Genomic DNA, 21,628 nt, shown 5'->3' on the forward strand with positions numbered 1-21,628 from the left:
AGGCATCTTGCCTGTTAAACAAGAGTTCAGAACATTAGGATTATACAATTTAGCTGTGTAACAGCTTATCAGTAATTAGGGTTTAAGGAAAGAAGGTTTGAGAGATATTTTGCGTAAGTCCTGGAAATAAAGAAAGGGTTTAGCATTGCTAAACCCCTACATTTGCTTTTTCCAAAAATTACCTTTCGGTTTTATTCTTCATCATAATCATCGTCCTCTTCCTCGTATTCATCTTCCTCTTCTTCCTCAACACCTGCAATCACTTCATCAGCAATCAAATCTTCATCATCATAAATAGACCTGTCACCCCGTCTACCACCGTAACTACCATCACCCAAATCAGAAGAATCTAAGCTGTATAATTTAGCAGTGCGGTCATCTAAAACCATATCCAGTGAATCATCTACCTCATCCAAAACCCCAGTACCCAAATCAGTACCATAGTCTTCAATGGTGGTAGTTTCTTCATAGGTGTTGTAACCAGTGCCAGCAGGAATCAACCGCCCAATAATCACATTTTCTTTCAAACCCCGTAACCAGTCAGATTTACCCTCAATCGCTGCTTCTGTTAACACTCTGGTAGTTTCTTGGAACGAAGCCGCCGAAATAAAACTGTCGGTATTCAAAGATGCCTTCGTAATCCCCAACAACACTGGGGTATACTGCGCCCTCGCCCCACCAGTAATGGACATTGCTTCGTTCACCTGCTCCACCTGCCGCAATTCCACCAACTCACCCGGCAACATGGTGGTGTCTCCACCATCATCAATGCGGACTTTGTTCGTCATTTGCCGGACAATTACTTCAATGTGCTTATCTGCAATATCAATGCCTTGGGACTGGTACACCATTTGCACTTCATTCACCAAAAAGCTTTGTACTTTTTGCAAGGCATGACTCGCACAGGCATAGATTCCTTCTTCTGAACCCAAACTAAAGAAAATTTCTAAGATCTCATGAGGGTTAGAAGGTCCATCAGTTAAGGGTTGTCCAGCTTCTACATGAACACCATCAGGAACTATCAGGTTTTGCCCTGGTCCAAGGGGATAATCGGTAACGCTACCACCAGCTTCTAAAACTTTAATAGCATAAGCTTCCCTTCCTAAAGCTTCATCTCCATCTCCATAAACCACCTTCACCTCACCAGGACGACGGCATAAAATACAAGCTTCTTTGGGTTTCCGAGCTTCTAACAATTCTTCAATTCTTGGCAAACCTTGGATAATATCCCCAGTTTTCGCCCTCTCAAACACCAACAACACCAAATTATCACCCCGTTGCACCAGTCCCCCGTCTTCTATCTGCAACACTGCTCCAGGACTGACTCGGTAAGGACGACCAACGCGAATGGTAATGGAGTATGGTGATTGGGAATGGGTGATGGGTGATTGGGAACTGTCACCTTTACTGTCACCTGCTTTGATTGAAATTACTTGTCCTGATTCTGGTGCTAGTACCCCTGGGGCAATTTCTGTTCCTTCTACTAACAAATCACCTTTTTTCACTTTTGGCCCTTCGACACCGCTCAGGACAGGCGCTGTGGTAGTTTCTACGGTGATCATGTCAGTTTCTCGCAGGACTAAACAACGACGCACGGCTTCTGCGTCTCTCCTGACACCGCGAACTGTTCCCCCTTCTTTACACAAAATCTGTGTTCTTGCTACCACTGCCCCCGGTGCAATGGTCATGCCATCTTCCACTTCTAGGGTAGTATGGGTACTGCCTTGGGTGGCATCTGCGGCAATGTCTCGCCGAATCACCAAAGATTCCAAAATTACTAACTGCAATCTTTGAATCTCAGCATTTTCACCATCTGCTACCAATTCAATGTCCGCTGCTAAAGGCGAAGCATGATCCTGTTCTCCCTCTTGTTCAATTTCCAATACCAACTGAGTCCGCAACAATTCCACCCCTTCCACGGATTTCACTCGTTCCCCATCTTTGTAGGGTAAACGCTGTAATGCCCGTAGTTGAATGGATCTGCCTGTTTGTTGACTGACGGAAGTTGTAGAAGGTACATCAGGACGAGCCGGTACATCAAACTCTACCACTGGACGACTTAACAACGCTGGTCCTTCGGGCGATTCCACGTACTGAATATACCGCAGTTCTGTGGCCACTGTTCCCAGAAACTCTTCACCCGGCTGCACAAAGGTATTATCCCTACCGATCACCGCTTCTGGATCATCCACCATCAACAGTTCACCAGGTTTTATCACCACTTCCCGCAAAATGTCGTTTTTCTGGGTAACTTCAATCACGCCACTGGTTTGACAGAAAATGTCTTTGACTACTTCTGTACCAGCTTCTACAAATTGCCCATCCTCCACTAACAACAAAGAAATATCTTTGTTTACTTCATGGCTTTCTTCTGGTATCCATAACAGCGTTCCTCCTGTTACCACTTCATAGCCTAATTTGGCTTTACCTTTTTTCTGAACTTCAATGCCCGCAAACTTCAAAAAGCCGCCTGTGGTGGTGCGATAACGGTCATCAATTAATTCTGCTACTACTTGACCATTTTGGACTTTTGTTCCGGGGGTAGCACGGAGGTTAAAAGTTTGAGACTTGGTGACTGGTGATTCTTCACTGTCACCGTGGCGTAGCACCTGTAACCTGTCACCTGTATGAATTAAGTAATTATTTTTCCCTTGGGAACTGTGAACCGTTACCGTCGCCTGATCCAATATCACGGAAGCGGTAATAATTTCAATTTCCCTGGTAGCTTTTCCGGGGATAGCTTCTGGCAACCGCACTACTCCACCATGTACGGTGGTTAATTTAGTTTCTGCTAAAACTCCATTAGAGGCGATCGCATCTCCATTTTTTACTACTAATTCTGCACCTGGCGGTAAATTATACACTTCTCCAGATAAAATCCAAATCAAACCACCTCTAGCTGCTGTGGTGGTAGTGTTACCTTGTCGGTCGGTTTTTTGTTCTGCTACTACATCGGCAAATTGTACTTCTCCGGCTAGGTCGGTTGCTACGTCTTTAACGGCTTTTTCTGTGTTTGCTCTGGTGGTTTTACCGCCTAAAGCTACTTCGGCAATTAGTTGGGCAACTTTTACCTGTTGTCCAGGATTAATATATAAAGTCGAACCTTGGGTAATGGAAATTTCTTGACTTTCCCCATCTCCCTTGGCTTCTAAAACCATAGTGCCATTGGTTTCCGCATATAGGGCATCTTCTCCGTGACGGGTACGATAGGGGCGAGTTTTTAATTTACGAGAAAATTTTACTGTACCTTCAACTTTCGCTCGCACTTGTTGGGCAACTTCTCCGGTAAATACTCCCCCAGTGTGGAAAGTCCGCATGGTTAATTGCGTACCTGGTTCACCAATACTTTGAGCCGCGATAATTCCCACCGCTTCCCCTAAGTCCACCATCTTGGCGTGTGCCAAACTCCAACCATAACAATGTTGACACACGGAACGAGCGGCTTCACAGGTGAGGGGCGATCGCACTATGACCTCTTTCACTCCTGCTTTTTGGATCTCTGCTGCTAAGTCATCAGAAATCGGAGTATTCCGGGGTGCCAGTATTTCTCCCGTAGTCGGATGAACCACATCTTGAGCCACTACCCGCCCCATTAATCTTGTACCAATGGGAATTAATACTTTAGCTCCTTCTGTCATATCCCGCAAAGGAATACCCCTGGTAGTGCCACAGTCAAATTCTCGAATAATCACATCCTGGGAAACATCCACTAAACGCCGGGTGAGATATCCAGAGTCGGCGGTTCTTAATGCTGTATCAACTAATCCTTTTCTGGCTCCATAACTAGAAATAATATATTCTGTAACAGTTAATCCTTCTCGGAAGTTGGTTTTAATGGGTAAATCAATAATTTCCCCTTGGGGGTCAGCCATTAGTCCCCGCATTCCTACTAATTGCCGTACTTGAGAGATATTCCCTCTGGCTCCTGAGAATGCCATCATATATACGGAGTTGAGGGGGTTGGTTTTTTTGAAGTGTGTCACTACTTCATCTTTGAGACTTTCGGAGGTTCCATTCCAGGTATCAATCACTTTTTGGAAACGTTCAACTTCTGTAATTTCTCCTCGTTTAAACCGTTCTTCGGTGCTGAGAATTTCCGCTTCTGCTGCTTCCAGGAGGGATTTTTTAGAAGGGGGAACCATCAAATCATCAACACTAATGGAAACTCCAGCTTTGGTAGCATAACGAAAGCCCAGGTCTTTAAGTTTATCTGCCATTACCGCAGTCCGAGCCGTCCCGTAATGGGTAAATGACCATGCAATTAAGTTTCTCAGTTGACCTTTATTAACAACAAGGTTACGAAAAATCATTTTTTCAGTCATCTTAATAATTGATAATTGACAGTTGACAGTGGACAGTTGACAGTTGACAGTTGACAATTATCAATTGTCAATTGTTAATTGATTAGCTTGCTAACGCTTCCTGAATCGCTTTGTTATAAATCACCCTCCCAGGAGTAGTGTAAATATATTGAGAAATTAAATTTCCTTCGGCATCCTCACGCACACGACGGAACTTATACAACAAAGTCCGGCTGCCATCTTCATTTTCTACAACTTCCTGCGGTTCATGATCCGGCTGTCCAGTTTCCATCTCTCCATCAAACCGCACGTAAATATAGGAATGTAGGTCTACCTGATCCTGCTGATAGGCCATAATCACATCATCTAAGGAAGCAAAGAAGCTGTTTTTACCTTTGGTAGCGTTGGGATTTTCTGCTGTCAGGTAATATGCTCCTAACACCATATCTTGACTAGGGGTGACTATAGGTTTACCGGTTGCTGGGGAAAGAATGTTATTGGATGCCAACATTAATAACCGGGCTTCTGCTTGACTTTCTAAGGACAAAGGCACGTGAACCGCCATTTGGTCGCCATCAAAGTCGGCGTTAAATGCTGGACATACTAAGGGGTGGAGTTGAATGGCTCTACCTTCTACTAAAATTGGTTCAAAAGCTTGAATCCCTAATCTGTGCAGTGTGGGCGCTCGGTTTAACATAACCGGATGCCCTTCAATCACCTCTTCTAATACATCCCACACACTGGGGTCATTGCGAGAAATCAGCTTTTTCGCTGCTTTGATGTTGTTGACCATCCCTGAACGAATCAACCGATTAATCACAAAGGGCTGGAACAGTTCAATGGCCATTTCTCTGGGTAGTCCACACTGGTGAATCTGCAATTTGGGACCTACTACAATTACAGAACGTCCAGAATAGTCTACTCGTTTACCTAACAAGTTTTGCCGGAAGCGTCCTTGTTTACCTTCGATGATGTCGGATAAAGATTTGAGGGGACGGTTATTTGCTCCTACTACTGTCCGCCCCCGGCGACCATTATCAATTAATGCGTCTACTGCTTCTTGCAACATCCGTTTTTCATTACGGACAATAATCTCCGGTGCCAGAATTTCCTGTAACCTCGCCAAGCGATTATTCCGATTAATCACTCGCCGATATAAATCGTTTAAATCACTGGTTGCAAATCTTCCTCCATCCAATTGTACCATTGGGCGCAAATCTGGGGGAATGACGGGAATAGCTGACATTACCATCCATTCTGGTTTAGAACCAGTGGCAATAAAATTATCAATTACCCGCAATCGTTTAATTAATTTCGCCCGCTTTTGCCCCTTAGCGTTATTAATTTCTTCTCGCAGATTTTCTGCTTCCTGTTCTAAGTTAATATCAGCCAACAATCGCAGCAGTGCTTCTGCTCCAATACCTACTTCTACCCCTACTAGTTGGGAATCTTCGCTATAAATTGCATCTTCAATTTCCAGCCACTGATCTTCGGTCAACAATTGTTTGTAGGTGAGAGTATCTGCATTACCAGGAGCTAACACCACATAAGAATTGAAATAAACAATTTGCTCTACATCCCGCAATGGCATATCCAGTAAAATGGCGATATAACTAGGAATACCTTTGAGATACCACACATGGGCAACGGGGGCGGCTAGTTTAATAAAACCCATTCTGTGCCGTCGCACCCGTGATTCTGTTACCTCCACGCCACAGCGTTCACAAACAATTCCTCTGTGACGCACTCGTTTATATTTACCACAATGACATTCCCAGTCTTTTGCTGGTCCAAAAATTCGTTCACAAAACAAACCATCCATTTCCGGCTTCAGAGTCCGGTAATTAATAGTTTCTGGTTTTGTTACCTCACCCACTACCTGACCATTAGGTAAAGTGCGTTCACCCCAAATACGGATACGTTCTGGTGAAGCTATACCGATTTTTACGTAGTCAAATTGATTAGATTGAATCGATCTCATAATTAATTGATAATTGATAATTGATAATTGATAATTAACAACTGATAAATTTCAATTGTTAATTATCCAATTCATCGCCAACACTTGATGAGTGTCAATTGTTACTCGTCTTCTTCCAAGGACTCACGGGAAAGTGACTCATAGGTAGGACGGGGAGGAGTACGGCGAGAACCTTGATCCGCCATTAAATCAACTTCCACATCCAAAGAACTACCATCAGCTTGGGTTTCTACCTTATGCACAGCAATATCCAAACCCAAAGATTGCAATTCTCGCATTAACACTTTGAAAGATTCAGGAGTACCTGGACGAGGAATAGCTTTACCCTTAACAATGGCGTTAAGTGCTTCATTTCTACCTTGCATATCATCAGATTTCACTGTTAACAATTCCTGCAAAGTATAAGCAGCGCCAAATGCCTCCAAAGCCCATACCTCCATTTCTCCAAATCTTTGCCCACCTTGTTGAGCTTTTCCACCCAAAGGCTGTTGAGTAACGAGAGAATAAGGACCAGTAGACCGGGCGTGAATTTTATCATCTACCAAATGCACCAATTTCAGCATATAAGCCACACCGACGGTTACAGGACGGTCAAAAGGTTCGCCAGTGCGTCCGTCATAAACCATAATTTTCCCAGAGTCATCAGGGTTATATACCCAAGTTTTCCCTGTTTCATCTCTGGCTTCTTGCAACTTGCCATGCACAATGCGGCGGGAAGACTCTTCCCCATACATTTCATCAAAAGGAGTAATCTTAAACCGCACTCCCAAATTTTGACCAGCCCAACCTAACAAACATTCAAACACCTGCCCCACATTCATCCGGCTGGGAACACCCAAAGGGTTTAGCACAATATCCACTGGTGAACCATCGGGCAAGTAAGGCATATCTTCTGCTGGCAGGATGCGGGAAATAATCCCCTTATTCCCATGTCTTCCTGCCATTTTGTCGCCAACTTGGATTTTGCGTTTTTGTGCCACATACACCCGCACTACCATATTTGCCCCTGGTGGCAACTCATCACCCTGTTCTCTGGTGAATAAACGCACATCTACCACCCGCCCCTTTTCTCCATTGGGAACTCTCAGGGAGTTATCCCGCACATCACGGGCTTTTTCACCAAATATCGCCCGCAGCAGTTTTTCTTCTGGTGGTTGGTCCGATTCACCTTTAGGAGTCACTTTTCCCACTAGAATGTCACCAGATTCTACCCAAGCGCCAATTCTAATAATTCCCTGTTCATCTAATTGCCTGAGGGCATCTTCCCCCACGTTGGGAATTTCTCTAGTAATTTCCTCTGGTCCAAGTTTAGTTTGTCTGGCCTCAATTTCATATTTTTCAATGTGAATAGAGGTGTAAACATCATCCTGTACCAACCGTTCAGAAATCAAAATTGCGTCTTCGTAGTTATAGCCCTCCCAAGGCATATAAGCAACAACAATGTTTTGTCCTAGTGCCAGTTCTCCCCCTTCTGTAGAAGAACCATCAGCCAATACCTGACCAGCTACCACCTTTTCCCCTATACGAACCAGGGGTTTTTGGTTTAAACAGGTATCTTGGTTAGAACGTTGATATTTAGACAGGACATATTTAATTTCCTGGGGTTTAGAAACTGGGGAAGAAGAAGTTTCTTCGCTGTCACCTGTTACCTGTAACCTGTCACCTGTTCTCTCTCGGACTCTGACGCGAATTTCGTTAGCATCTGCATACACTACATCGCCATCGGTGCGAGAAACAATTACCATTCCAGAGTCTCTAGCAGCTTGAGCTTCTAAACCTGTTCCCACCAAAGGACGCTCTGGTTTCAGTAAAGGTACTGCTTGCCGTTGCATATTAGAACCCATCAATGCCCGGTTCGCGTCGTCGTGTTCCAAGAAAGGAATCATGCTGGTTGCTACGGAAACAATCTGCACTGGGGAAACGGCTACGTAGTCTACCTGTTCTGGTGTGGTGGTGGAAAATTCTTGGCGATAGCGTACTGGTACTTGGGGTCCAATAATGTGTCCGTTTTCATCAACGGGAATGTCTCCTGGCGCTACCCGTAGATCGTCTTCTTCGTCTGCTGTCATGTAGACGGCGGCTTTTTCATAGCACACTCGTCCATTCTCTACAGGTCTAAATGGTGTTTCTAAAAATCCATATTGGTTAACACGGGCATGGGTAGCCAATGAACCAATTAATCCTGCGTTTGGTCCTTCTGGGGTTTCGATGGGGCAGATACGTCCATAGTGGCTAGGGTGAATATCCCGTACAGCAAAGCCGGCTCTTTCTCTGGTTAAACCACCAGGACCTAAAGCACTGAGTCGGCGTTTATGGGTCAGTTCCGCTAGGGGGTTGGTTTGATCCATGAACTGACTCAGTTGGCTAGAACCAAAAAATTCTTTGATTGCTGCTACTAAGGGTTTGGGGTTAACTAGAGATGCTGGTGTTAAAACTTCGGCATCTGATACGGTCATCCGTTCCCGAATGATGCGTTCTAAACGGTTCAATCCTACTCTGACTTGGTTTTGCAGGAGTTCACCTACGCTTCTCACTCGGCGATTTCCGAGGTGATCAATGTCGTCAATACTACCGATGTCGTATTCTAGGTTGATCAGGTAATCGACTGCGGCTAGGATATCCCCAGGGGTGAGGACGCGCATGGTGTCGGGTACGGAAAGGCGAAGTTTTTTGTTGAGTTTGTATCTACCAACTCTGCCTAAGTCGTAACGTTTGGGGTCGAAGAAGCGGGAGTCTAAGAGTTGTTGTCCTCCTAAGACTGTTGGTGGTTCACCAGGACGTAGTTTGCGGTATAACTCCATCAGGGCTTCTTCTTCGGAAAACTGCCCTTCTTTTTCTATGGTTTTTTGGAAGTATTCTGGGTGGCGTAGGGCATCAAAGATTTCGTTGTCTGATAATCCTAATGCTTTGAGCAGTACCTGTGCTGATAGTTTGCGGGTTTTGTCGATGCGTACCCACACTAAATCGTTACGGTCTGTTTCAAATTTTAGCCATGCCCCCCGGTTGGGGATTAAACTGGCAGAATAGGTTCTTCTCCCGTTTTTGTCAATTTCTGATTTGTAATAAACTCCTGGCGATCGCACGATTTGGTTGACTATAACCCGTTCGGCTCCGTTAATAATAAACGTTCCCCGATCTGTCATTAAGGGCAAATCACCTATAAATACTTCTTGTTCTTTAATATCACCTGTTTCTTTGTTTAACAGTCTGGTAGGGACATACATTTGTACTGCATAGGTGCTGTCCCGACGTTTGGATTCTTCAACGCTATACTTAGGCTCTTTGAGTTTATAGTTCTGTCCGATAAAGTGCAGTTCTAGTTTTCCTGTGTAGTCTGTAATCGGACTAAATGAGTTCAACTCTTCTATTAGCCCTTCTTCTAAAAACCAGCGAAAGCTTGAACGCTGGATTTCAATCAAGTCTGGCAACAGAAAGGCTGGTTCCATGTATGTTTCGTTTGTCATGCCTCTACCTTTGTCAACCTGGTTAAACTTTCGCTTGGATCGAGCAGGGAAACCTGCTGTGGTGTTCCGACTCTCACTTTGTGGGGAGCAAGTTGTTGAGTAACTTCTCCTGACGCTGCCAACTCTTTACTGTTTTGCAGTCATTAAATCTGTAATTGGTGTTTTTGACAAGTGGTTAAGCGCTTCTGAGTATCAGTAAAGATGGAAAAAGTCTGTGTGCTAAATCTTGAAACAAGATTAGATGGTCTATAATCTTGCTGATTTTTCTTGGTTTTTCTCTCTCCAGTTCTTTCACACAGCCTGTTCATTAATTCCGCATCCATACTGTTGTATCTTTTAGGGACCTCATCTATACTCACAGTAAGAACCCAAAAACAATGAAGAATCCGCGAGTGTTGGCTGGGAATCAGGATGGATTTCTTTTGCTGTTTTTTTGTCACAAGGCTTTTAAGTCTAAAAATTTAATAATTTTCTATATTTCAATACACAAAAATCCGCTGCTGTGTAAAATTCCATATCAAACTAGGCTTCCAGGGTTTGTTATTTATTGAGAGCATCTGCATTGTAGAGATATTTTTAGATGTCCTTGAATTTTGTGTTGATCAACATTCACTGCTATACAATTAACTAGATATATTTTATACCTAGCATTTAACAGTAATTTTCGCACCTAGTTAAAAATTCCCTTCCTTTATCATTATGACGCAAGTAAAATGTTTTTGAGGGAATAATATTAGCACAGTTTTGTCCTCCGAAAGTCTGAATTTTGGTTTTTTTATCAGGTTTCAGTTTTTCTGAATTTTGGCGACTGACTGATAGCTAATTTTATGTTATTGACAGTCCGAATAACCTACAAGCATTTTCAGTGGTTTGATGGGCGATCGCCTCTACTGTTTCTCCCCTAATTTTGGCTATTTGTTCGGCTACATAACCTACATAAGCTGGTTCGTTGCGTTTTTCGCCTCTTTTGGGTGTCGGTGCTAGAAATGGACAGTCTGTTTCTATGAGTAGGCGATCGCTACTCACCATGGCCGCTGATGCTTGGATTGTTTTCGCGCTTTTAAAGGTAACAGTGCCACTGAAACTGATGTAAAAGCCCAAATCCAGAAACCATTGAGTTTCTTCTGGTGTTCCTCCCCAACAGTGCATTACTCCCCGTACTTTTTCCCCTTGTGTTTCCCGCCATTTTTGCAATATTTCTCTGACCTGTGGTGCGGCATCCCGACAATGGATGATCACTGGTAAGTTCAGTTCTGCGGCGATCGCTAATTGTGCCTCAAATACCTTATACTGTTGTTCCTGGTTATTGGCCTTGTAAAAATCCAGCCCCATTTCCCCAATCGCTACTACTTGAGGATCAGCACTGGCTAGAGTTTTGATTTTCTCTGCTGTCTGATCCTGCCATTTATGTGCATCTAAAGGATGTAAACCCACTGCAAAGCTGATTTCAGGAAATTCCTGTGCCAATGCTTGAATGCTGGCAAACTCTTCTGGGTGAACACAGGAATGGACTAAATGCACTACTCCGGCTTGTTGCCAACGCGATCGCACTGCTGCTAAATCTGGTTGAAAAAGGTCAAAGTTCAGATGTACGTGGGTGTCTATTAATTGCATGATGGAGTCAGAAACCATTGATGGGGTTTGGTTAAGTCATTAATCTCTTAGTTCATGACTAATGACTAATGACTGATGACTTCTATGCTGTTTGTGTCAGTGGTTTGAGTTTTTGTGCTAACCTTGATTTTTTTCTAGCTCCGTTGTTGGGATGCAGCACACCACGCTTGACAGCTTTGTCAATTTTGCTGTAAGCCTCTGACATCCGAGTATCTACTACCTGTTTTGATTCAGGAGTAGGATTAGCTGCATAGGCTTCCACCGCAGCCAAATATTTCTTCATCAGCGTCTTTACTGCTGATTTATATGCTTTATTACGCAGTCGGTTGCGTTCTGCGATTTGGGCGCGTTTAAGTGCTGATTTTGTATTCGCCACAGTCAGTTCCAAAAAAACTATTAATTAATATGTACACACACTACTAGATTTACTAATATAGCACAAAATTTGCCAATGTTATAATTTCACAGAAAAATTTTCCGGTGGGATGTTAGGGCAGGCCTGCCTCCTGCCTCCTGCCTCCTGCCTCCTGACTCCTGACTGGTGAGTAGGAAAATAATAGACCTGGATGTATATTCAGGACGGGGAAATAGGTTAGAATAAGTTACCTATAAATAAATTAAATTGCCAACGCAACTACTCCCAGCATCTAACCTGCTTTTTAGTGAGTATAAAATCATTAAATTCTTATTATGCAAGTAAAATATCTGTAGCCATCCTGGGAGTATCAAAAGAATGCAGGTTAAGCTAGAGAAGAGAGTTAGGAAAAGCTTGATATCCTCAGGGTAAAAAGCCAGACTAATGATCAAACAGGAAAATTCTAATTTTGGCATTGTCCTTACTACTCCATGCTGCGAATTATTACTCAGCAGGCAGACGTTATATCCGAACTACAACGTATCTGCGATCGTACTCACGATGAACAGGTGCTTCACAAAGAAGCAACGGTACGTGAAGTGTTGCAAGCAGTCAAGCGCCAAGGCGACAAAGCTGTACTGCACTACACTGCCGAATTTGACCATCAAACCTTGCAACCAGAAGAACTGAGGGTGACAGGTTCAGAACTGGATGCAGCTTACCAACAGGTATCAAAGGATTTGTTGGCAGCGATTCAGCGGGCTTGTCGCCAAATTGAAGTGTTTCACCGTCAGCGAGTACCAAAAAGCTGGGTACACTTTGGCGATGATGAAGTGGTACTGGGTAAACGCTATACTCCTGTAGATCGGGCAGGTTTATACGTCCCTGGAGGTAGGGCTTCTTACCCCAGTACGGTGCTAATGAATGCGATACCAGCTAAAGTAGCAGGTGTACCGCGTATAGTGATGGTAACACCACCAGGAGCAGGTAAAGCAATCAATCCAGCAGTCTTGGTGGCTGCCCAAGAAGCTGGAGTAGAAGAAATTTATCGGATTGGTGGCGCTCAAGCGATCGCTGCTTTAGCCTACGGTACGGAAACAATTCCTAAAGTGAATGTCATTAGCGGACCAGGTAACATTTATGTCACCTTGGCTAAAAAGCTAGTTTACGGCACTGTAGGCATTGATTCCTTAGCAGGACCGAGCGAAGTGCTAATTATTGCCGATGAAACAGCTAATCCTGCCCATGTTGCTGCGGATATGTTAGCTCAGGCAGAACATGATCCAATGGCGGCGGCGATTTTGTTAACCACAGATGTGGGTTTAGCGAAAAAAGTCCAGGCAGCAGTAGATAGACAACTGGTAGATCATCCCAGAAGAATAGACACAGAAAAAGCGATCGCTCACTATGGGTTAATTGTTGTTGTCGAATCTTTAGAAGCAGCGGCAGAATTTTCCAATGAATTTGCACCTGAACATCTAGAATTGGAAGTTGAAGATCCTTGGACTTTAATTTCTCACATTCGTCATGCCGGGGCTATTTTCCTGGGTAATTCCACGCCAGAAGCTGTAGGTGACTATTTAGCAGGTCCAAACCATACCTTACCTACTTCCGGTGCTGCTCGTTATGCTTCTGCCTTGGGTGTAGAAACTTTTCTTAAACACTCTAGTATTATCCAATACTCACCAACCGCACTAGAGAAAGTCGCCGGCGCAATTGAGACTTTAGCGAAAGCGGAAGGTTTGCCTTCCCATGCTGATTCAGTACGAAGGCGAGTACAGGAAGAAGAGTAATTGAGAACGCTTATTTTTTTACTGAGTGCGGTTGACAGCAGCTACTCCATAATTAAAAATAGAAAGTTTGTAATTTTAGCAAACTAAAGTTCACAAGAAAATCGCTCAAAGGCACGGAAGCCACTTGGCTGTCTTACAGTGGAGGAAGTGCCAACGGCGAATTTATTCGCCGCGAATATGATACGATTGGACTGCGAGTAGGAACAACCATCTACACGAAGAAGTATTTTGATCAGGAGAAACCCCTGATTTATCTCGTCTCGGCATTTGACCGCAGCCTGGGTAAACAAGCAAAGGCAAATATGGAGTGTAATACCGCCAAAATTTGATGGACTCGGAAAGCAAAAAAACATAAAAGTAAGCGCAATTGCAATACCTGTCGTACTGGTAGTTGTTTTGAGCGCGTAGGGGGATAATTGACTATCCCTTTTGAGCAAGTCTTAAAGAATCTGCGTGTCTTTAGACCGCAGAGTGTCAAATTAAGAAAATTGTTGGTGTTCAAACCAAGAAAATTCTTAATGTGATAATTTAAGGGGTCTACTTTTGAGGAGACAAAAGCGGTGTTAAAAACTATTTTAGTAGCTCTGGATGGTTCGGAAATTGCGGAACGAGTAATTGAAACTTTAGGTGATTTGGTGCTGTCCGCAAACACCAAAGTTGTTCTTTGTCATGTATTTCCCGCACCAGAGGCAGAAATAGAATTACCCGCTGATCGTCCTCATCCAGACTCACCAAAGTTGTCTTATTTCCAGATAGAAAAGCAGTTGCAATCCTACCAGGAAAAATTACCAGTTCAAAGCGAGTTAGAATTAGTAACTGGTGAACCTGCGGAGGAAATTATTAGACTGGCCAATATTTACAAAGCTGATCTGGTGGTTATTGGTAGTCGCGGGTTAACGGGGATGAATAGAATTGTTCAGGGTTCTGTTAGCACTCAGGTAATGGAAGAAGCGCATTGTTCAGTGTTGGTGGTGAAACCGGGGAAGTAATTTGTAGTTATTCATAATTCATAATTCATAATTAGGGCTTGCTGAATAAACTCAAAACCTTGATAAATCAAGGGTTTCAGGTGGAAAATCAGGAAATCAGTGCAGGATTTTTCAGGGGTATACTCCTAAAAGTTATGGATGAAGAGGAATTTGAAATTGCTCAAGTGAAATTAAATAAAAGAGTCAATAATTTTGAGAAATTGTATAGTCTCAAAATTGCTCTGGAACGTGGTTTAATTAATGAGGAAGAATATACTCAAAGAAAGGCTTTACTTGAATAAAATATGAATTTCACTAGCCCAGAAATTAGCCTCTGGGCTAATAAATAATTAAAATGATATCAAGTAGATGATATTCAAGCTACATAAAATAAATCTTTTCATCCTCCTTAAACAGCTCAGATATCACAAAATATTTTTTTTGTCAATACCCAAAATTATAACCAGCAAATAACAACATCAAAAATTCTCAATTCTCTTGTCAGGAAACCTTGATGATTTGCTCAGATTTTTTTCAGATGTTCAGTTATGAGAGTTCTGAAATAGTTACTGGGTAAAGACTTTCAATCTGCTGCTGTAAACGCCGTATTAAAAATAGTTACAATAAAGCAAATTACAAATTCTCCTAAATCATAGCAGATCGCTAAAAGTATTGCAATACCGTTAGTAAATAAAAATAATTCTCAATTAATTATTAAAAAAATATAAAGGAAGAAATTTTGAAAGTTATAAAATACTAAACTATTTTTAGTTTTAAATAACTGAAACTTATCTAAAAACCAAGAGCGATCGCATCGCATGGAATAGATATGTATTTTGAATAAGTTCATCAAAAAGAAATTATTCGCTTTTAATTATATCCGATAATCAAAATTGTAATTGCTAACGGAGTGAGTCAGATAGCGTTTGACTCACCGCACAAAAAACTTCTCCTTTAACTCTTTGCGCCTTTGCGCCTTTGCGTGAGAATTACCCCTTTTTACCCCGCAAAAACTCCCGTAAACTCAGTAAAGATACAGTCTGACCCAAATTCAAAGGTAAAATTGACACACCTTCCAAACGAGACTGGACCCAACCTTCCCCCCAGTACCACTCATGAAAACCATCAATACCCCCACTCAGTAACAAGCGCAAACAATTATTTTTCGCTACATCTACATGATGATGAATTTTCACAGGTCCAGTGGAAGTAGTAAAATCAAAACCCGAAGTTAACTTTTCTGGCATTCCTGGAGAAAAACTTTGTCCTGGTAGCCATTTTTCCAGTTGTGCAGGAATTAATAGACTATCGTGAATAGCATCAGCGGATGCTTCGATTTCAATTCGCAGTTGGCTTTGTTGAAAAGTGCCTAGCATGGTGATTGGTAATTGGTAATTGGTAATTGGTAATTGGGAAGAAAAAATAAACTGTTGCCTTTTGCCTTTTGCCTTTTGCCTTTTGCCTCTTGCCTTCTTACTGTCACCTGTCACCTGTTCCCTGTTCCCTGTTCCCTGAAAAACTTACAATATATAAAGTCATCTTGTTAAAAATTGTAAAAGTTTTCATGGCAGATAAATTAATACGGGCTACAGCAGCGGATGGGGGTATTCGAGCGGTGGGAGTGATTACCACACGCTTAACAGAGGAGGCACGAGTACGCCATAAGCTTTCCTATGTAGCTACAGCAGCACTGGGAAGAACAATGTCAGCAGGTTTACTGATGGCTTCTAGTATGAAGCGTCCAGGCTCTAGGGTCAATGTCCGGGTCAGGGGTGATGGTCCTTTGGGTGGTATATTGGTAGATGCCGGGTTAGATGGGACAGTCAGGGGCTATGTAGGAAATCCATCTGTAGAATTGCCTCCCAATGCTAAAGGTAAGTTAGATGTGGGGGGTGCTGTAGGTAGTGGTTATCTCTATGTAGTTCGAGATATCGGCTATGGATATCCTTACTCTAGTACAGTAGAACTTGTTTCGGGAGAAATTGGTGATGATGTGGCTCATTACCTGGTAAATTCAGAACAAACTCCTTCGGCTTTGGTTGTGGGTGTGTTTGTAGGAGCAGAAGGAGTGACTGCGGCAGGAGGGATATTAATCCAAGTTTTGCCTAAAGCCGCTAGAGATGAAGCTTTAGTCACAACCCTGGAATCACGAGTATCTGCTTTATCAGGGTTTACACCGTTGATGCAAGCTGGGAAGACGTTAACAGAGATTTTTCATGATTTGCTGGGAGATATGGATCTGAAGATTTTTCCAGAAAGTCAAATGTTGCGCTTCCACTGTGGTTGCTCTTTTGATCGGGTGTTGGGAGCTTTGAAAATGCTAGGAGCAGCAGAACTGCAAGATATGATTCTCAAAGACGATGGTGCGGAAGCTACTTGTGATTTTTGTGGCAATGTTTATCAAGCAAATGGTGATAATCTAGCACAATTAATAGTTGATTTACAAAGGGAAACTTCTGTTTCAGAATAAGTGTGAAATACTACTAAAGCCCAAACATATAAATGGTATTTGTGGAGGAAGATAAAAAATGAAAAAAATAGCTTTTTAATGATGAGAAAGAAAGTTACTATGGCAAAAATGGAATAATCAGTTTCATCAGAACTGCTATTCAATTACTTTGGTGTGAGAGATGACAGATCGGGATATTTCAGACAGTTGTTCTCCAACCAGAGCCAGAAAACCAGATCCTAATACAAGATTGTCCCGAACTCCAGAAGTCGGGACAACTCAATCATCTGGTGTCCCTCCTACTGGTTCTAACTTTAAATCAGTGACGCAGCAACAAGATAACAATTCAGAAGGATTACCTATAGAAAACTATTCAGAGGAATCTTTTGATACTAATAAAAAATGGGTAAAATTGCCAAGCTGGATGAAAAGCTGGGTGATGTGGTCAATTTTATTAACATTGATTCCTAGCAGTATCGGGTTTATATCAATGTCGATGCTGCTAAAATTGCCATCAGCGCCAAATTGCCCAAAAATCTTTTGGCCTTTAGCTAGTGCGTCTGTACGTTTACACTGTGCTTCCCTGGCTGCTTCTAAGCAGAATGTGAACGACTTACTGCAAGCGATCGCACTGGTGAGAGACTTACCAGAAAATCACCCACTCAGGGGACAGATTAATGGTTTGTTGGAGGAATGGTCAAGGGATATTTTAAAGCTGGCTGAGGAAAGTTTCCAATCCGGGAATTTAGAAGAAGCGATCGCCACGGCTCGACAAATTCCTGAAGACTTAGAAGCTCGTAATATTGTAGAAGAGCAAATTACTAAATGGCAGTCTACCTGGTCTAAGGCAGAAGAAATCTATGACGAAACATTAAAAGAACTGGGAGAAAGACGCTGGCAATCAGCTTTTATGCTGTCATCTAAACTGCTCCGCATCAACAATCAATATTGGTCAACTACCAAGTACGATGAACTAAATCGCATCATTGTCACAGCAAGGGAAGATGGTGATAAACTTGACAAAGCTGAAGGTTTAGCAAGACGTGCCTCAGTGGATGATATTCTAGCAGCTATCAAGCTGGTAGAGTCGATTAAGTCGGAGAGTTACGTATATCAAAAAGCTCAGGAATTAATTCCTGAATTTGGGCGCAAGATACTGCAATTGGCACAATCTCGCATGGATAGGCAAGATGCGGATACAGCATTAGAAATTGCTAGAAAAATTCCGCCAATAGCTTCATTACAATCAGAAATTGATGATTTTATTGTTTTGGGTGAAGCCCAAAGAAGTGCTTGGATAGGTACGGTTGCTGGTTTAGAGAGCGCCATTTCCCAAGCTCAACAAATTGATGCTTCTAGGGAAGTGTATATTAAAGCACAAGAATTAATTGCTCGTTGGCAATTGGAAATAGAAGATGTGACTCGTTTAGAAAAGGCGCGAACCCTAGCTAGTCAAGGGACGATCAATGATTTAACAGCAGCCATTTCTGAAGCTCAGATGATTCCCAATAGCAACCCCCGCGCTTCAGAAGCTAGACAGGAGATGAATCGTTGGCAATCCCAAGTAGAAACTATTGAAGACAGACCTTATTTAGACCGTGCTGATCAAATAGCTCTGTTAGAGGATATTAACTCCTTGCAAACTGCGATCGCAGAAGCTAGTCAAATTCGCTCTGGTCGTGCATTATATCCAGAATCTCGGCAAAAAATCCGCAATTGGACGGCTAAAATTCAGCGTATTCAAGACCAACCTTATTTAGATCAAGCACGAATTATTGCTGAAAGCGGTGATTTAACTACTGCGATTAGGGAAGCTCAAAAAATCGCTTCATCAGGAAGGGCGCTGGCTAGTGAAGCACAAGCATCAGTGGATACTTGGCAAGAACAAATTAGGGCGAGAGAAAACTGGAAAAAAGCCAGAGAAGTGGCTATTGCTGGCACACCAGAAGCTTTAGCTGAGGCCATCCGCATAGCTGATCGAGTTTCCAACCGTAACATTTTACGCATGGATGTTAACGTGGCTATTGATCAATGGAGTCAGCAAATATTACAAATGGCACGTTCTCAAAGCGAGTTTGATATTCCTAGAAGTATTGAAACTGCTAGATTGATTCCTCGTGGTAGTTCTGCTTACAGAGATGCCCAACTACAAATTAGAACTTGGAGACAATTCCTCATTCCTCGGACATCACCTACAACATTACCTACATCATCGCTGGAGTCATTACCTACTCCATCACCTGAAGCTGAACCATCTCCATCATCAACTGGTAATGGTTTGTAATGGGTAATGGGTAATGGGTAATGGGTAATGGGTAATGGGTAATGGGTGATTGGTGAAGTTGACAGTGCGAACGCCTTTAGGCAGGAGAGTGTCAATCATTTAGTGCCAGTTTCACCCAATTACGAAAAGCGCGAGTTGCGGACATTTGTCCAATTTTTTTACTTTCCGCAATAAATCGAGGAATTTCTGTGATTTGGATAGGTGCAAAAGTGGGGCTGATTTGAGTTTCTGAATATTGCCCATTTGTCAGAATGTAGATTCTTAATGAAGTTCCGTTGTAACGCCAAAATTCAGAGATTCCCATTGCAGCATAAAGCTTCAATTTATCTATTTTAGGTCGTGAATATTCCACTTCTAGCACTAAGTCTGGTGGTGGATCAAAGGCTAAATCAATATTCTCTTTTCCTCTGACTAATAATTCATTCTGGATATAATAACCACTGTCTGGTTCTGCACCATATTCTAAATCATCTCTAGTTAATGTGAGTGAACCAACGCGATCAACTTCTAAACCAAATTCTTCACACAATACCCCGACAAAAACCTCAATTAACCGATTTGCGTTTTCATGAGGTTTTTGTGGAGTCATAATTTCTATATTTCCCTGATGGTAAGAAATTCTATTTGCGCGTTCTGAACCCATTTCCACTAGCATGGTTTTAAATGTCTGCCAGGAGATGTTTTCTAGTAAAACTCTGGTTTCTGCGGGTGTTGCTGTTGTTACCATAGTTTCTTTTTCTCACAGGTGATAGATTTGAATATAACAAAATTTTCTGTTTACTTTAATTTTGTTATCTTCATTTAGCCTCTAACGCTTTTCTTGGGCTTGAATTTGCCTAACTACTGTCAATGCTGAATAACTTACCCCTGCTGTACCTTCTCCTGGATGGGTTGAGTCACCCACTAACCACAAATTATTAATAGATGTACGATTGGCAAAACCAAAGGGTCCAAATGTCGGTATTCTTTGCCCAATTCCGCCCACAATTCCCTTTTCTCTACCTGTATAATGGGCAAAGGTTTTAGGTGTGGCAGCTTCTACATAAATGATGGTTTCTGGTTTTAAATAGAAATATTGAGCAAGTTTGGAAATTGCATCTTGGGTAAATTTTGCTTTTAATTCTTGATAGTTTTCTGTGTTCCACCATTGGGTAAAATCAACAAAAGAAGATGCAATAATTGTCGCTTTTCCTGTTGGTGCGCGTCCATCTCCTTCATGACTGACAGATACAAATAAGGAGTTATTTTCCCCAATTGGTCCATTAATATCATACATAAATTGTAAATGGGGCGGACAATCATCAGGAATGGCACTTTGATCAACACCGATATAAACGACAAAAGCACCGGAAGCAGGTGGTAATTTTTCTACTCTATGTTTATATCCCGATGGTGCTTTTTCTCCTAATAATCTTACTAAGTCTTGTACAGTGACGTTAGCAATTACATGATCTGCTTTTTCTGTGAAAACTTCTCCGGTTTTTTGATTTCTAATTACTACACCGTTAGCTTTGCCATTTTCTACATTTATTTTTTCTACGGTGTGACGCATTAATAATTTACCATTGTCTCTTTCTAAAGATTCAACTAGGCGATCGCTCAATATTTGCATACTTCCTTGTAAATGATACAATCCTTGGGGAGATTGGGATACACTCAATGCTGTAGCTGCATAAAGTAAAGCGGTTTCTTCGGCATTCACTTGGGAATATAATTTTAGTTGTAAATCTAAAAATGTCCGCAGTCTTTTATCATTTCCTAAACCATATAATCTTAAAGCATCCCCAACAGTAAATAAGGTAAAAGGTGCAGTAATCAATGTACTCGGACGAACAGCTTTTGTTAACTGTAAAAGATCCCAGAAACTTCGGGGTGGTAATACCGGATCTCGTCCTTGAAATTCCCAACTTGCATTAAATAAAGTCGCTAATAATTGCCAGAAACCTTCACTTCCAGGAAACTGTTTTTGTCTTTCTTCCTGCCATTTTTCAGGATCACGCCAAACATTAATAGGTGTATTTTCTCCTGGTAAAAATACCGCACAAGCAGGATCACAAGGAGTTGCTTCAGGTAATTCTATATTCAATTCTGAGAAAATGCGGTGATGTATACCCCCAGGTTCTAACCCTGCAACTTGAGTTGCACCGACATCAAAAGTAAAACCCTGACGTTTAAAGGTGGAAGCACAACCACCGGGAACTAAAGCTTGATCTAAGGTTAAAACGCTATAACCTCTATGTGCTAATAATGCTGCGGTGGTTAGTCCACCTATACCCGCACCGACAACGATCGCACGGGATTGATTTTTGTTCAGGGATAGACTAGGCATGAATACTTATTTTACAATTCTTAATATTACTACTCATAATTTTACATAATTTGTAATTAAATCGGGCGATGTGGAATATATTTCTGTCAC

At 42.2% G+C, this 21,628-nt stretch carries 13 protein-coding genes; 5 read left to right on the forward strand and 8 right to left on the reverse strand.

Going from position 1 to position 21,628, the window contains the following annotated elements; translation table 11 throughout:
- Nucleotides 1-191: 191 nt before the first annotated feature.
- The 5 genes from H5968_RS11650 to rpsT all read right to left on the reverse strand — a co-directional run bounded on the left by H5968_RS11650 (nt 192) and on the right by rpsT (nt 11,736).
- Nucleotides 192-4,322, reverse strand: coding sequence for a DNA-directed RNA polymerase subunit beta' (locus H5968_RS11650; protein ID WP_187040087.1), 4,131 nt, complete (start codon nt 4,320-4,322; stop codon nt 192-194).
- Between the two features lie 82 nt (nt 4,323-4,404).
- On the reverse strand, nt 4,405-6,282 hold the full coding sequence (locus H5968_RS11655) for a DNA-directed RNA polymerase subunit gamma (RefSeq protein ID WP_187040088.1): 1,878 nt from the start codon (nt 6,280-6,282) through the stop codon (nt 4,405-4,407).
- Nucleotides 6,283-6,383: 101 nt separating this feature from the next.
- On the reverse strand, nt 6,384-9,746 hold the full coding sequence (rpoB, locus tag H5968_RS11660) for a DNA-directed RNA polymerase subunit beta (RefSeq protein ID WP_187040089.1): 3,363 nt from the start codon (nt 9,744-9,746) through the stop codon (nt 6,384-6,386).
- Between the two features lie 825 nt (nt 9,747-10,571).
- Nucleotides 10,572-11,360 carry a TatD family hydrolase gene (locus tag H5968_RS11665; protein WP_187040107.1) on the reverse strand — a complete coding sequence of 263 codons (789 nt, stop codon included), beginning with the start codon at nt 11,358-11,360 and terminating at the stop codon, nt 10,572-10,574.
- 82 nt (nt 11,361-11,442) lie between these two features.
- A complete protein-coding gene (gene rpsT, locus H5968_RS11670; RefSeq protein ID WP_096566773.1) occupies nt 11,443-11,736 on the reverse strand; it encodes a 30S ribosomal protein S20 in 294 nt (97 codons plus the stop codon).
- Nucleotides 11,737-12,206: 470 nt separating this feature from the next.
- Between rpsT and hisD the strand changes: the two genes are divergently transcribed.
- From hisD to H5968_RS11685, 3 genes are all read left to right on the forward strand, one after another.
- A complete protein-coding gene (hisD, locus tag H5968_RS11675) occupies nt 12,207-13,508 on the forward strand; it encodes a histidinol dehydrogenase (RefSeq protein WP_187040090.1) in 1,302 nt (433 codons plus the stop codon).
- A gap of 560 nt (nt 13,509-14,068) precedes the next feature.
- A complete protein-coding gene (locus H5968_RS11680) occupies nt 14,069-14,497 on the forward strand; it encodes a universal stress protein (protein WP_137666252.1) in 429 nt (142 codons plus the stop codon).
- A gap of 80 nt (nt 14,498-14,577) precedes the next feature.
- Nucleotides 14,578-14,778 carry a hypothetical protein gene (locus H5968_RS11685; RefSeq protein ID WP_222620654.1) on the forward strand — a complete coding sequence of 67 codons (201 nt, stop codon included), beginning with the start codon at nt 14,578-14,580 and terminating at the stop codon, nt 14,776-14,778.
- A gap of 687 nt (nt 14,779-15,465) precedes the next feature.
- Here H5968_RS11685 and H5968_RS11690 read toward each other — a convergent pair.
- Nucleotides 15,466-15,852, reverse strand: a complete 387-nt coding sequence (locus tag H5968_RS11690) for a hypothetical protein (RefSeq protein WP_137666257.1) — start codon at nt 15,850-15,852, stop codon at nt 15,466-15,468.
- A gap of 188 nt (nt 15,853-16,040) precedes the next feature.
- Here H5968_RS11690 and hslO point away from each other — a divergent pair, with 188 nt between their 5' ends.
- Together hslO and H5968_RS11700 are read left to right on the forward strand one after the other, a co-directional pair.
- Complete coding sequence (hslO, locus tag H5968_RS11695) at nt 16,041-16,946, forward strand: Hsp33 family molecular chaperone HslO (protein ID WP_096566784.1); 906 nt, start codon at nt 16,041-16,043, stop codon at nt 16,944-16,946.
- Between the two features lie 160 nt (nt 16,947-17,106).
- Complete coding sequence (locus tag H5968_RS11700; protein ID WP_187040092.1) at nt 17,107-19,209, forward strand: chromosome segregation ATPase; 2,103 nt, start codon at nt 17,107-17,109, stop codon at nt 19,207-19,209.
- A 91-nt stretch (nt 19,210-19,300) separates the two neighbouring features.
- On the opposite strand, the gene H5968_RS11705 is transcribed toward H5968_RS11700, so the two are convergent.
- Together H5968_RS11705 and crtD are read right to left on the reverse strand one after the other, a co-directional pair.
- Nucleotides 19,301-19,936, reverse strand: a complete 636-nt coding sequence (locus H5968_RS11705; protein ID WP_187040093.1) for a Uma2 family endonuclease — start codon at nt 19,934-19,936, stop codon at nt 19,301-19,303.
- Nucleotides 19,937-20,017: 81 nt separating this feature from the next.
- A complete protein-coding gene (gene crtD, locus H5968_RS11710) occupies nt 20,018-21,538 on the reverse strand; it encodes a C-3',4' desaturase CrtD (protein WP_187040094.1) in 1,521 nt (506 codons plus the stop codon).
- Nucleotides 21,539-21,628 lie beyond the last annotated feature (90 nt).

Source organism: Sphaerospermopsis sp. LEGE 00249 (genome assembly GCF_014299995.1).
GTDB lineage: Bacteria > Cyanobacteriota > Cyanobacteriia > Cyanobacteriales > Nostocaceae > Sphaerospermopsis > Sphaerospermopsis kisseleviana.